The sequence below is a fragment of the Pseudomonas sp. B21-009 genome (genome assembly GCF_024749345.1).
In the GTDB taxonomy this organism is placed as follows: Bacteria; Pseudomonadota; Gammaproteobacteria; order Pseudomonadales; family Pseudomonadaceae; genus Aquipseudomonas.
Genome location: NZ_CP087199.1, coordinates 3,919,660 through 3,932,171, shown reverse-complemented (window position 1 = coordinate 3,932,171; position 12,512 = coordinate 3,919,660). Strand labels below are relative to the sequence as shown.

Annotated in this window: 12 protein-coding genes; 9 read left to right on the top strand and 3 right to left on the bottom strand. The window is 61.5% G+C overall.

Annotated features, from left to right (window positions below; all coding sequences use genetic code 11):
- The first annotated feature begins 115 nt into the window (after positions 1-115).
- Positions 116-1,093, top strand: a complete 978-nt coding sequence (locus tag LOY34_RS18020) for a L,D-transpeptidase family protein (protein WP_093380972.1) — start codon at positions 116-118, stop codon at positions 1,091-1,093.
- A 129-nt stretch (positions 1,094-1,222) separates the two neighbouring features.
- On the opposite strand, the gene oprI is transcribed toward LOY34_RS18020, so the two are convergent.
- The gene (gene oprI / locus LOY34_RS18015) at positions 1,223-1,474 is read right to left on the bottom strand and encodes an outer membrane lipoprotei OprI (RefSeq protein WP_003259780.1); all 252 of its coding nucleotides are present in this window, start codon (positions 1,472-1,474) and stop codon (positions 1,223-1,225) included.
- Between the two features lie 507 nt (positions 1,475-1,981).
- Between oprI and LOY34_RS18010 the strand changes: the two genes are divergently transcribed.
- Positions 1,982-2,266: a GNAT family N-acetyltransferase gene (locus LOY34_RS18010; protein ID WP_010222546.1), complete on the top strand. Its 285-nt coding sequence runs from the start codon at positions 1,982-1,984 to the stop codon at positions 2,264-2,266.
- A gap of 86 nt (positions 2,267-2,352) precedes the next feature.
- On the opposite strand, the gene LOY34_RS18005 is transcribed toward LOY34_RS18010, so the two are convergent.
- The gene (locus LOY34_RS18005) at positions 2,353-3,429 is read right to left on the bottom strand and encodes a 3-deoxy-7-phosphoheptulonate synthase (RefSeq protein WP_195884652.1); all 1,077 of its coding nucleotides are present in this window, start codon (positions 3,427-3,429) and stop codon (positions 2,353-2,355) included.
- Positions 3,430-3,593: 164 nt separating this feature from the next.
- Positions 3,594-4,046 (bottom strand): PilZ domain-containing protein, encoded by a 453-nt coding sequence (locus LOY34_RS18000; protein ID WP_045194748.1) that lies wholly within the window; start codon positions 4,044-4,046, stop codon positions 3,594-3,596.
- Between the two features lie 116 nt (positions 4,047-4,162).
- On the opposite strand from LOY34_RS18000, the gene LOY34_RS17995 reads away from it, so the two are divergent.
- From LOY34_RS17995 to LOY34_RS17965, 7 genes are all read left to right on the top strand, one after another.
- The gene (locus tag LOY34_RS17995; RefSeq protein WP_195884651.1) at positions 4,163-5,131 is read left to right on the top strand and encodes a putative 2-dehydropantoate 2-reductase; all 969 of its coding nucleotides are present in this window, start codon (positions 4,163-4,165) and stop codon (positions 5,129-5,131) included.
- A gap of 42 nt (positions 5,132-5,173) precedes the next feature.
- Positions 5,174-6,082 (top strand): 5'-nucleotidase, encoded by a 909-nt coding sequence (locus LOY34_RS17990; RefSeq protein WP_045194745.1) that lies wholly within the window; start codon positions 5,174-5,176, stop codon positions 6,080-6,082.
- 92 nt (positions 6,083-6,174) lie between these two features.
- The gene (locus tag LOY34_RS17985) at positions 6,175-6,672 is read left to right on the top strand and encodes a universal stress protein (RefSeq protein ID WP_045194744.1); all 498 of its coding nucleotides are present in this window, start codon (positions 6,175-6,177) and stop codon (positions 6,670-6,672) included.
- Positions 6,673-6,796: 124 nt separating this feature from the next.
- Positions 6,797-7,771, top strand: coding sequence for an HTH-type transcriptional regulator CysB (gene cysB / locus LOY34_RS17980; RefSeq protein WP_010222540.1), 975 nt, complete (start codon positions 6,797-6,799; stop codon positions 7,769-7,771).
- A 421-nt stretch (positions 7,772-8,192) separates the two neighbouring features.
- Complete coding sequence (locus LOY34_RS17975; protein ID WP_195884650.1) at positions 8,193-8,672, top strand: CS1 type fimbrial major subunit; 480 nt, start codon at positions 8,193-8,195, stop codon at positions 8,670-8,672.
- A 96-nt stretch (positions 8,673-8,768) separates the two neighbouring features.
- Positions 8,769-11,300: a CS1-pili formation C-terminal domain-containing protein gene (locus LOY34_RS17970; protein WP_195886025.1), complete on the top strand. Its 2,532-nt coding sequence runs from the start codon at positions 8,769-8,771 to the stop codon at positions 11,298-11,300.
- Complete coding sequence (locus tag LOY34_RS17965; protein WP_195884649.1) at positions 11,300-12,511, top strand: hypothetical protein; 1,212 nt, start codon at positions 11,300-11,302, stop codon at positions 12,509-12,511. Before LOY34_RS17970 ends, LOY34_RS17965 begins: the two co-directional genes overlap by 1 nt.
- The last annotated feature ends 1 nt before the right edge of the window (position 12,512 follow it).

The following is a 12,512-nucleotide window of genomic DNA, read 5'->3' as shown; positions in this document are numbered from 1 at the left end:
GATATAACCTTTCATCCCCTGCACCGCCAACTGCGCCCGGGACATCTCCCTGTTCCGCGGGGGGCGGTGTACAATCGATTGCTTGACTCAATTGAATTAGCGAAGGATTTCCCGGATGTTGCCGCGCTTTCCCGCCGTCACCCGTTGCCTGTCCCTGGCCGCCCTGCTGGCGGCAGGTCCCGCTGCTGCGCTGGAGTTCCCCCTGCCGCCTCCCGGTGAAGACGTCATCGGCCAGGTCCAGGTGATCAAGGCCAAGTACGAAGACACCTTTGCCGACATCGGCACCGCCAACGACCTTGGCTACCTGGAAATGATCGCCGCCAACCCCGGCGTCGACCCGTGGCTGCCGGGCGCCGGCACCGAGATCATCCTGCCGACCCGCTTCATCCTGCCGCCGGGCCCGCGCGAAGGCATCGTCATCAACCTTGCCGAGTACCGCATGTACTACTACCCGAAAGGGCAGAACGTGGTGCATACCTACCCGCTGGGCATCGGCCGTGAGGGCTGGGGTTCGCCGATTGCCAACACCAGGGTCACCGCCAAGACCCCAAACCCGACCTGGACGCCGCCAGCCTCGATCCGCAAGGAGCACGCCGAAGACGGTGACATCCTCCCGTCCGTGGTACCGGCAGGTCCGGACAACCCGCTGGGGCCGTTCAAGTTCACCCTCGGCGTGCCGGGCTATCTGATCCACGGTTCGAACAAGAAATTCGGCATCGGCATGCGCACCAGCCACGGCTGCTTCCGCATGTTCAACAACAACGTGCTGGAACTGGCCAAGATGGCCCCGGTCGGTGTGCCGGTGCGCATCATCAACGAGCCGTACAAGTTCGGTATCAGTGCCGGCAAGGTCTATCTCGAGGCGCACACGCCGCTGGACGACAAGGGCGATCCGTCGGTGGTCGACAAGCACACCGCGGTCATCAACGCCCTGCTCAAGCGCGAAGACCTGGCCAACAACCTGCGCATGAACTGGGACATGGTTCGTGACGTGGTCGCCGCCGAAGACGGCATGCCGGTGGAGATCGCCGTGCCCAATGGCGCTGGCAACCCGGCGCCGATGGTGTCCAGCGTGCCTTACGACATGCAGTAAGCCATTCCTGCTGTACCTGAGGCCTGCCATCGTGCAGGCCTCGTCGTTTCTGCTGTTGCACTTTCACGGCGGCAATAAAAAAGCCGACCCACAAGTGGGTCGGCTTCCAATAACAATCCCGAAGGACTATTACTTGCGGCTGGCTTTGTCCAGCATACGCAGAGCGCGCTCGTTAGCTTCGTCAGCGGTCTGTTGTGCTTTTTGAGCAGCAGCCAGAGCGTCGTCAGCTTTGCGATAGGCTTCATCGGCACGAGCTTGTGCACGAGCAGCTGCGTCTTCGGTAGCGGTCAGACGAGCTTCGGTTTCTTTGGATACGCTGCTGCAACCGGTAGCCAGGACTGCGGCCAGAGCCAGAGCAGAAAATTTCAGAACGTTGTTCATCGTGTTCCCCTTCAAGGACTTTCTATTAAATAGCCATCTCTCAAGAAAGAGAAACTGGCCGGCGTACATAGTACCCATTACTTGTAGTAAGTAAACTGACAGAGCGCAAGAACTGCAAAAAAATGCGCCTGTCCCGGGTCCGCCACAGCCTTATGTAGAAAAACTGTGAAGGCGCCGCATGCGCGGGTGCTAACAAGTGTAGCAAGTGTGTAATTTGTTGAACTAAAAGTGACTTAAAGTGTCATCCTTCGTCATAGCACTACAACATCCGGCAACTGTTCAGGCCGATGCTCGCCGCCGTGTCCGCTTGCCACAAGTGGGTGAAATTTGCGACCAGCCACCTTGAGCATCCGGGCATCGGGCGCCTACTATTTGTACGTGCTCATTTGCCAGAGAACAGCCATGCTCTTCTCGTTGTCCAATGGGGCACGGGGTGGCGTAGAGGTTCCTTCGCCGGACAAACATCGGTAAGGTAGGGTCATAGCACAAGACCCGCGAGGAGTAGTGATGAGCGAGGCGTTGTCCATCCACCATGACCAGGCTGGTCATCAGTTCGAGACCAATGTGGACGGTCATCGTGCTTACCTGACCTACATGGACCTGGGTAAGCAGACCCTGGATATCTACCGCACGTTCGTGCCCAACGCGTTGCGTGGCCGGGGTATCGCTGCGGCGCTCACCGAGCAGGCGCTCAAATACGCCGAAGACATGGGCTATACCGTGATTCCGTCGTGCTCCTATGTTGAGCGCTACATGGAACGTCAGCAAAAGCACGCCACCAACAAGGCCTGAAGATCACGAAGGGCAGCCCTTTGCGCTGCTGTTCAACGCACCAACAAAAACGCCGGGCAATTGCCCGGCGTTTTTGTACCTGCCTGTCAGCCGCGCTGGCGTTTGGGCAACACGTCCTTGAGCTTGGCGTGCATGCTGCGCAGGGTTTTCTCGGTGGACGCCCAGTCGATGCAGGCGTCGGTGATCGAGACACCGTACTGCAGGTCGTTGAGGTCTTTCGGGATTGCCTGGCAGCCCCAGTTCAGATGGCTCTCGACCATCAGGCCGATGATCGACTGGTTGCCTTCGAGGATCTGGTTGGCGACGTTCTCCATCACCAGCGGCTGCAGTGCCGGGTCCTTGTTGGAGTTGGCGTGGCTGCAGTCGACCATGATGTTCGGCTTAATCTGGGCCTTGGCCAGGGCCTGTTCGCACAGGGCGACGCTGACCGAGTCATAGTTGGGCTTGCCGTTGCCGCCACGCAGCACCACGTGGCCGTAGGCGTTGCCCTTGGTGGTGACGATGGAGACGCCGCCTTCCTGGTTGATACCAAGGAAGCGGTGCGGGCTCGACACCGACTGCAGGGCGTTGATGGCAACGGTCAGGCCGCCGTCGGTGCCGTTCTTGAAGCCGACCGCGGAGGACAGGCCCGAGGCCATTTCGCGGTGGGTCTGGGATTCGGTGGTGCGCGCGCCGATGGCCGACCAGCTGATCAGGTCCTGCAGGTACTGCGGCGAGATCGGGTCGAGGGCTTCGGTGGCGGTCGGCAGGCCCATTTCCGCCAGGTCCAGCAGCAGCTGGCGGCCAATGTGCAGGCCGTCCTGGATCTTGAACGAGTCGTCCAGGTATGGGTCGTTGATCAAGCCCTTCCAGCCGACGGTGGTACGCGGCTTTTCGAAATACACGCGCATGACCAGGTACAGGGTGTCGGACACCTCTGCCGCCAGCACCTTGAGGCGCTCGGCATACTCGTGGGCAGCCTTGATGTCGTGGATCGAGCAGGGGCCGATCACCACGAACAGGCGGTGGTCCTTGCCGTCGAGGATATTGCGCACCACTTCGCGGCCGGCAGTCACGGTCTGCAGGGCGGTAGCGCTGAGAGGGATTTCCTTCTTGAGCTGATCGGGGGTGATCAAGGTCTCGTTGGAGGCAACGTTTAGGTCATCGATCGGTAAATCAGCCATCGTGTTACTCGTCAGGTCACGGGTGCCGGCCGCCAGCGATCCCCGTGCGGCGGAGCAGCGAAAATTGTACGCAGCGGGGAGCCGAACCTTAGCGCGTTACACCGTGGCTCGACAATGGGCAAGGGCGGCTTTCCTGCAAGGAAAAGCCCACAGCCACGGGGTTTTTACCCCGGAAGGAGGATTTCCCGGGTATGGCTTGCCTCAAGGCTGGCCTCGGAGAACTCGCCGGCGTGCAGGCTGACCCACTGCTGGGCGAGGGCTTCGACATCGGTATCGGGGTTGGCGGCGTGTTCCCGGGCCTGACAGAAGTGCTGGATCTGGCACACCTGTTCGCCCATGCGTGCGCCAAACAGCGCCTGTTCGTCGATAAAGGCAATACCCACCCGGTAGCCGTCCTGGTGCTTCTGGCACCAGGCCACGTAACCTGGGTAGCGCGCCTCGGCGCCGAGGGAGGGAATGAGCATTTCCACCGCCATGCCGCGTCGGTAGGCCCGAGGGTGGTTGCAGGCGATTCCGCCCAGGCTGATAGTGTGCAGCCGTTGGCGGAACAGTTTGGGCGACTGACGCAGGGTCAGCTCCACCGGAACATCGTCCGGGTGCAGCAAGAAACCACGCATGCTCGACTCCGTGTCGATTTTTTGACCTTGTTCGCCTCAGTATAGTGAAGGTTCGTAAAACGTATGATTTGCGTGTAAAAAATGTGAACAGAAAATGAACGCTTGAGGAGAGCAGGATGAACACGAGCAGCCCGCGTATCGGCGTAATCGGCACCGGTGCCATTGGTGGCTTCTATGGCCTGATGCTGGCGCGTGCCGGGTTCGAGGTGCACTTTCTCTTGCGCAGCGAGTTCGACGCCGTTCAGCTCAACGGTTTGCGCCTCGACAGCGCCGTGCATGGCATCGTGCAGATGAAGGTTTCGGCCTACGCCGACGCCGCCGACATGCCGCCCTGCGACTGGCTGCTGGTGGGCGCCAAGACCACCAGCAACGCTGAACTGGCGCCGTTGATTGGCAAAGCGGCGGCGCCGGATGCCAAGGTGGTGCTGCTGCAAAACGGCCTGGGCGTCGAAGAGCAGCTGCGGCCCTTGCTGCCGGCCAACCTGCACCTGCTTGGCGGCTTGTGCTTTATCTGCGTCAACCGCGAAGCGCCGGGGGTGATCCGCCATCAGTCGCTGGGCGCGGTGAACCTGGGCTATCACAGCGGCCCGGCGGCCGATGATGACAGCCGCCAGCAGATTGTCGAGGCCGGGGCGGCGCTGTTCCATGGCGCCGGCATCGATTCCCAGGCCATGAGCAACCTGGCCCAGGCGCGCTGGCAGAAGCTGGTGTGGAATGTGCCCTACAACGGGTTGTCTGTGCTGCTCAAGGCCAGTACCACGCCGCTGATGGCCGATGCCGACAGCCGCGCATTGATCCAGGCGCTGATGGCCGAAGTAGTGCAGGGTGCCCGTGCCTGTGGCCATGAACTGCCGCAAGGCTATGCCGAGCACCTGTTTGCGGTGACCGAGAAGATGCCCGACTACTGGCCGAGCATGTACCACGATTTCGCCCAGCAGCGGCCACTGGAACTGGCGGCGATCTACGCCGAGCCGTTGGCCCAGGCGCGGGCGGCGGGCTGTGAGTTGCCGAAGATGCAGGTGTTGTATCAGGCCTTGGCTTTTATTGATCGGCAAACAGCACCGCCCCTGCAGGAGCGGGCTTGACCCGCGATGAGGCCCGCTAGAACAGCGCAAAAGGAGCAGCACATGAGCAAGAACCTCGGTGACAAACTGGTCGTCGCCATCTCCTCCCGGGCGCTGTTCGACCTCAGCGAGAGCCATCGGCTGTACCTGGCCGAGGGCGTTGAGGCGTATCGCCAGTACCAGATCGAACACGAAGACGAAGTGCTTGAACCCGGTGACGCTTTCCCGCTGGTGCAAAAGCTTCTGGGCCTGAACGCCCATCTTGGCCAGGCGCGGGTCGAGGTGGTGCTGGTGTCGCGCAACAGCGCCGACACCGGCTTGCGGGTGTTCAATTCGATCGAGCATCACGGCCTGGGTATTTACCGCGCCGCCTTCGTCGGCGGTCGTAGTCCTTATCCGTATCTGGCGGCGTTTGGTTGTCACCTGTTCCTGTCCACCGATGCCGATGACGTACGCAGCGCCCTGGAGGCTGGCTTTGCCGCCGCCACTATTCTCTCCGGTGGCGCCCAGCGCGCTGCCAGTGACGAGCTGCGCATCGCTTTTGACGGCGACGCGGTGCTGTTCTCCGATGAGTCCGAGCGGGTCTACCAGCTCGGCGGCCTCGAAGCGTTTCAGGCCAGCGAGCGTCAATCGGCGCGTGAGCCGTTGCGTGGCGGGCCGTTCAAGCCGTTCCTGGCGGCGCTGAACCTTTTGCAAAAGGAGTTCCCGCAAGGCGCCTGCCCGATCCGCACGGCGCTGGTCACCGCCCGTTCGGCACCGGCCCATGAGCGGGTGATCCGCACCTTGCGCGAATGGGATATTCGCCTGGACGAATCGCTGTTTCTTGGCGGCCTGGACAAATCGGCGTTCCTCGAAGCCTTCGCCGCCGATGTGTTCTTCGACGATCAGGCCGGCCATTGCGAACGGGCTCGCAGCGTCGTCGCCACTGGCCATGTGCCCCATGGGATCAGCAACGAACCGACCCTGGGCTGACTGGCAAACCTCGGCGCCGGACGGCCCTGCGGCCGATCTTGGCGCTGCTAAGCTGAAGCTTGCTCTGCCGTCGTGGCAGTCGAGGAGGTCGAATGATCCGTTCCATGCTGTATGCCACTGACCTCGGTGTGTACGCGCCTTTTGTCATGCAACACGCGCTGGCGCTGGCGCGGACCTTCAACGCAGAGCTCTACGTCATTCATGCAGTCGAGCCCATGGGCCAGTTCGCCGAGTCGCTGCTGCAAAGCTACCTGGACGAGCAGACCCTCGATGAACTGCACAGCGAAGGCGTCACCACGGTGATGGCCAACATCGAGCAGCGGGTCCTGGAAAACTTTCGTGACGAATTAGGCGAGGAGGCTGACCTGGCCCTGATCAAGGCCGTGCGCGTGCGCCAGGGCGACCCGGCGCAGGTGATTCTCGAACAGGCCCAGCGCCTGAGTGTCGACCTGCTGATCTTCGGCAGCCACAGCCAGGGCGCCGGCGTTGACATTCCGATTGGCCGCACCGCTGTGCGCTTGCTGCAGCTGTCGCCGGTGCCGGTGTACATGGTGCCGCTCGCGCAACATCTCGGTCGTAGGAAGTCTTAACTGGGTGACGTAGGTGGGTTCCTTGAAGACTGCTAAAATAGTTCTAGATTTATTCTTCAAACCACTAATATAGTTATAAATCGTCGCTGCTGCCGGTGACGCCCAGCTGATTTGAGGGATACCTATGAAGCTTCAACAATTGCGCTACATCTGGGAAGTGGCGCACCACGACCTCAACGTCTCCGCGACAGCGCAGAGCCTGTACACCTCCCAGCCGGGCATCAGTAAGCAGATCCGCCTGCTCGAGGACGAGCTGGGCGTCGAAGTGTTCGCCCGCAGCGGCAAGCACCTGACCCGCGTGACCCCGGCCGGTGAGCGCATCATCACCACCGCCGGCGAGATCCTGCGCAAGGTCGAAAGCATCAAGCAGATTGCCCAGGAATTCTCCAACGAGAAGAAGGGCACCCTGTCGATCGCCACCACCCACACCCAGGCGCGTTATGCCCTGCCGCCGGTGATCAGCAGCTTCATCAAGCAGTACCCGGAAGTGGCCCTGCACATGCACCAGGGCTCGCCGATGCAGATTGCCGAAATGGCCGCCGACGGCACCGTCGATTTCGCCATCGCCACTGAAGCTCTGGAGCTGTTCGGCGACCTGGTGATGATGCCGTGCTATCGCTGGAATCGCTGCGTGGTGGTGCCTCAGGGCCACCCGCTGACCAAACTGCCAAAGCTCACCCTCGAAGCCCTGGCCGAATACCCGATCGTTACCTACGTGTTTGGTTTCACCGGCCGCTCCAAGCTCGATGAAGCCTTCAGCCACCGCGGCCTGACCCCGAAAGTGGTGTTCACCGCCGCTGACGCCGACGTGATCAAGACTTACGTGCGCCTGGGCCTGGGCGTCGGTATCGTCGCCAAGATGGCGGTCGACACCAAGCTCGACAATGACCTGGTGGTGCTCGATGCCAGCGAGCTGTTCGAGTCCAGCGTGACCAAGATCGGTTTCCGTCGTGGCACTTTCCTGCGCGGTTTCATGTGCGACTTCATCGAGAAGTTCGCCCCGCACCTGACCCGCGAAGTGATGGCCAAGGCGATCGCCTGCCACAACAAGCAGGAGCTTGAAGAGCTGTTTGAAGGCGTCGAGTTGCCAGTGCACTGATTTGCGTCTTCAATAGCTGATGTGCAGAAAGCGCCCTTCAAGGGGCGCTTTTTTTTGGCTCTTTGTCCCGTCCTGAATATGGTTTACACCTTCTGACCTATCTTCTGGAGGTCTCTACACCAAGAACAAAAGGGACCCGCCGTAAGGGCGGAAGGGGCCAACAGCGGCGCCACACCGAATGGATAAGTCCGCAACCCAACCCAAGAATCATAGCCCCCGGGATTCCGTGAAGAACCTTTTTTTGTGCGATTGAACGCTAATGCTCTTTGGGAAATTTCCCAACTCTGCTGGGAGTGATCCGACTTTTTGCGTCGGATATCTGCCGAATAATCCTCCTCGCCAACCGCCCTGTGCGGCGCGGCACTCGCCGCCGGCACGTCACCTGTGACGATTTCACAGGTCTATTCGAGGAGATTGATTCATGAAGCGCACTTTTCTGGCCCTGCCGCTCGCCTTGCTGGCTGTTGGTAATGTCTTTGCCGCCGATGCACTGGAGAAACAAGTCACCGTAACTGCCACTGTCCCGACCGAGAACTTTTATGTCGAGCCGGTGGGCGGCAACTGGATGAACGAACCGCAGAACATGGCCTGGAACGCCCTGCGCGAATCGCTAGAACCGATCAACAAGCAACTGCAGGTCAAGAGCACCACCGGGGCGATTTCCGCCCGTCTGCTCAGCCCTGCCGTGATTAACAGCGGTGCCAACAGTATCGGCCTGGACGTCGCGGTCAACGGTACCGGCCTGACCACCACCTCGACTCCGGTGGTTCCGGCAGCTGCAGCAGCGGCAGGCAGCCGGATCTCCTTCGACATTGCCGCCCGGTCGGCCGGCGCTGGCGGCTACGTGCCTGGCAACTACCAGGGCATCGTCAGCATGCTGTTCGAGACTGTCTCGCCGTAATTCGCAAGCCAAACGCTTTTCCATCCCCATCTATTCGCCCTGCTGCTCATTCGTTCGGATGAGCGCGGGGTGAATATTGCCTGTGAAAAAATGGACATGGCCAACTACTTGTCTCTCGCTGCATCCATCCGACTGGCCCTGGGGTGTTTTGTGTTCTCGGGGACAGCCTGTGCCTGGGCCGATGCCCAGGGGCAGCCCGGACCCTTGGGGGTGCTGAGTCAGGCGCAAGGCTTGCCGCAAGAATTCAGCGAGCACTTCTTTGATGTGCCCCTGGCGGTCCGCGTCGACCTCGATGGTCGCTACCTGGGCGATGCGCTGGTGGTGCTGTCGAGCGATGATCGCGTGCATCTGCTCGACTTTACCGACACCTTCGAGAGCTATGCCGCTGACAGTGAGCGCTCACGCTGGCGCGAACAGCTGCAGGAGCCCAGGCTGCTGGGCAACTGCCTGTCCAGTTGCCCGCTGGGGCTGGTGGCCTTGCACTACAGCCTGGTCAATTCGCAGCTGTCGATCCTGACCTCGGCAGCGGAACGCAGCGATCAGCCGTCGCTTTATCATCAATTGCCCGAACGTGGCAGCCACGGCTTGCTGCTGCGCAACCAGTTGAACCTGGTCGGCGGCGACCTGGAAACCACCGGCCGTTATGCCGTGCAGGGGCAGGGCAGCTTCGGCAACTGGACCACCGTTGGCGAGGCGCGGCTCGACCGCAACAGCGACTATGCCGAGCAAACCCGGCACCGCGTGGACCAGCTCTACGCCGAACGTTTGCACGACCAGCATTTCTTTCGCCTGGGATATTTCACCCCGGGCGCCCAAGGCCTTACCCGCCAGCCGCGCTTGCTTGGCAACCTGCCCGACACCACCCGTGGCCTGATGCTTGGCAGCAGCGACAGCCTGGCAGTCAACAACGGTCAGGCCAGCACCACCCCGGTCTATGTCACGCCAAACCGCGCCGGCGTCGCCGAAATCTACCGTGACGGCGTGCTGATCAACAGCCAGGCAGTGCAGGCCGGCCTGCAGGCGCTGGACACCCGGGTGCTGCCCGGCGGTATCTATGAGGTTGAGATCCGCCTGATTGAAGACAACCAGGAAACTTCGCGCAGCGAGGCCTTCATCTACAAACCGAGCAACTGGAGCAACGCCGAGTCCCCCTGGCGCTACAACGTGTATGTCGGGCAGCAGAGCAGCCTGTGGAGCAATTGGGACAAGGAGTATGACAACAGCCTGACTGCCGGTGTGTTCAGCAATTACCTGGTGCACCCGCGGGCGGTCCTCGGGCTGTCGGCCCAGCGCATCGACGAACTCATGCAGTACGGCGGTTCGCTGGATTGGGATGTACTCGATCCGCTCAAACTGTATGGCAGTGTTTTCCACACCGAAGACCACGGCAACGGCTACGACCTGCAAGGCATCTATAACTATGCCTCGGGCTCGCTGGTGTTCAGTCAGAGCCGCTCCTGGCTCGACAGCCGGCGCTTCGACGATCAACAGCCCGCCACCTATCGCCAGTTCGACGTTCGCGAGGTGCGTCAGAGTGCGTTGTCGCTCAACCACCGGGTCGACCGGCAAAGTACCGCAACATTACGGGTGTCGCACAGCAGCGGTACAGGGGCTGATGGCATGGGCTTCGATGTCGGTTGGGGATACTTCGGCAAGTTGCTGAACTCCGATACCAACTGGCGTCTGTCACTGTTTGACCGGCCCGGCAGCAGCAGCTCCGGCGACGCCCGCAACCGCGGCGTCACCTTGAGCATGAGCATGAGCCTCGGCGGGCCGGGCCGCAGGATTTCGGCAACCCTGGGCAGCCGCACGTCCCGCGACGGCGGGCGCGATCAGAACGCTTCGCTGACCTATCAGCAGGACGTCGACTACGGCGCACTGCAGAGCCTGGCCGGCACGGTTTCGCTGGACCGCTACGGCACCGGCTTTGGCGGCAACGCCCTGTTCGAAAGCCCGTTGCTGCATGGCGATGCCTATGCCCAGCGCTCCTCCTATAACGGCGAGCTGACCGCCGGCTTGAACCTCGACAGCGTGCTGGCGATTGGTGCCGGCAAAGTGGCGATGTCCGGGCAATACCAGCCCCAGGAGGCAGGGCTGATCGTCGATGTCGATTCCGACCTGCAAGGGGTGCGCATGCGCGCCGATGACCATCACGGCCACAGCGCCGTGCTGCGCCCGGGGCGCAATGTGATTCCGGTCAGTGCCTACAAGGCCGGCCAGGTGCACTTCGATTTTGAAGGCACGCACGCTTATGCCGCGGTCATCCAGCCCGCGGCGGTGGAGTACCACCTCAACCGCGGCGGGGTCGATTATCACCAGATTCGTGTGATGCAGACCCTCACGGTGATTGGTCGACTGGTCGATGCAAAAGGCCAGCCGCTCAGGGGCGCAATGGTGATCAACCACGCCAGCCGCAGTGCCAGTGAAGCGGATGGTTTCTTCGCCATCGAAATGAGCGAGTCGACACCTACCCTGGAAATTCGCCGGGGCGCCGAAGCCTTGTGCCTGATCAGTTTCGATCAAGGCATGTACACCCGTGAGAACGACGTCCTGCTGGTCGGCGATCTGACCTGCGCCGGAGCCAATGTGGCCCGGGCCGAGTTGAAACAAACAAAGGAGGATGCTTGATGCGATGGCTGGAACAACCTCGGTGCGCAGCCTTTGCCGCACTTCTCGCGACGCTGGCAGCGTTGTGCCTGGGGCCGCTCGCAGGCGTTGCCCAGGCCAGCGTGGTGGACATTACTGGCGAGTACGCGCCAGATTATAGCGGCAGGCCGCCCAGTGGTTTCGTCAACACCACGCCGCGGGCAGAATTCTGCTCGGGGTTTGTGCCTTGCGTCGGCAGCGAGTATCGATACACGGTCAGTTTGCCGCTGAGATTCTCTACGGCGTTCATCCGCCATGCACCGTATCCGCGCGACAGTTACTATTTCCGGCTGCCGGCAACCAGAACCCTGAATCTGGTCAATGAGCAAGGAGAGTCTTTTTCTGTCCGGTTCAGGCCTACGCATTTCGGTTTGAGGATTCAGCCGGGTTATGCGGTCGCGGTCGGGCCAAGTCAGGGTGTTTGCGCACCTGCGGCGGTTACTGAGCATCAAGCCGTTACCCAGTACCTGGGCCGGGTCGATATGCTGGTGCCCAGCGGTTGCTACATGGACGCACGAAGCGGCAGTGCCGGGTCTGTTGTGAAAGTCGACAGCACCGTCACAGGCCTGGGCTTTGAGCTGGTGTTGCCGTCGCCTCTTTCGTTGAAAAGTGGCATCTACCGTGCTCAGTTGCAGTTGAGTGTTGGTGGTAGCGGGGCGGACTTCGACCTGGGCAACCGAGTCACCAACGTCAGCACCGACCTGCTAACGCTGAATTTCGAGTTCACTGTCAAACACCCCTTGAAGGTCGAGTTTCCGGCCGGTTCCGAGCGGGCGGTGCTTGAACCACCAGGCGGCTGGATGGGCTGGATCAATCGCGGTGCGGCGCCTCAACGCTTGTACCGGATCCTGCCGTTCCGAATCTGGACTACGGGTGCAATCAGCGTGCACACCCGCTGCGAATACGACATGGGCGGACGCTGTGGCATTCGCGGGCGCGGCGGTCATCAGGTTCCGTTGAAAGTCGCCCTGACCCTGCCGTCCAGCATGAAGCACCAGGGGGCGCCGGTGGATAACCTGGTGGTGCCGGTCGGCGCGCCGGCCGCGCTGACCATCGATACCGTCGAGGCCACGCTCGACCGTCAGGCGCGCTTGCTGTTCGAAGTGTCCCAGGCCGATACCGCTTCGATGCTCGGGTACCCGGGCGAGACCTTCCAGGGCGATGTGACGCTGGTACTGGATGCTGCGCTTTAAA

Bases quoted from the DNA above. Each gene is read 5' to 3' on its own strand.
- LOY34_RS18020 (WP_093380972.1), top strand. From the start codon at position 116: ATGTTGCCGCGCTTTCCCGCCGTCACCCGTTGCCTGTCCCTGGCCGCC.
- oprI (WP_003259780.1), bottom strand. From the start codon at position 1,474: ATGAACAACGTTCTGAAATTTTCTGCTCTGGCTCTGGCCGCAGTCCTG.
- LOY34_RS18010 (WP_010222546.1), top strand. From the start codon at position 1,982: ATGAGCGAGGCGTTGTCCATCCACCATGACCAGGCTGGTCATCAGTTC.
- LOY34_RS18005 (WP_195884652.1), bottom strand. From the start codon at position 3,429: ATGGCTGATTTACCGATCGATGACCTAAACGTTGCCTCCAACGAGACC.
- LOY34_RS18000 (WP_045194748.1), bottom strand. From the start codon at position 4,046: ATGCGTGGTTTCTTGCTGCACCCGGACGATGTTCCGGTGGAGCTGACC.
- LOY34_RS17995 (WP_195884651.1), top strand. From the start codon at position 4,163: ATGAACACGAGCAGCCCGCGTATCGGCGTAATCGGCACCGGTGCCATT.
- LOY34_RS17990 (WP_045194745.1), top strand. From the start codon at position 5,174: ATGAGCAAGAACCTCGGTGACAAACTGGTCGTCGCCATCTCCTCCCGG.
- LOY34_RS17985 (WP_045194744.1), top strand. From the start codon at position 6,175: ATGATCCGTTCCATGCTGTATGCCACTGACCTCGGTGTGTACGCGCCT.
- cysB (WP_010222540.1), top strand. From the start codon at position 6,797: ATGAAGCTTCAACAATTGCGCTACATCTGGGAAGTGGCGCACCACGAC.
- LOY34_RS17975 (WP_195884650.1), top strand. From the start codon at position 8,193: ATGAAGCGCACTTTTCTGGCCCTGCCGCTCGCCTTGCTGGCTGTTGGT.
- LOY34_RS17970 (WP_195886025.1), top strand. From the start codon at position 8,769: ATGGCCAACTACTTGTCTCTCGCTGCATCCATCCGACTGGCCCTGGGG.
- LOY34_RS17965 (WP_195884649.1), top strand. From the start codon at position 11,300: ATGCGATGGCTGGAACAACCTCGGTGCGCAGCCTTTGCCGCACTTCTC.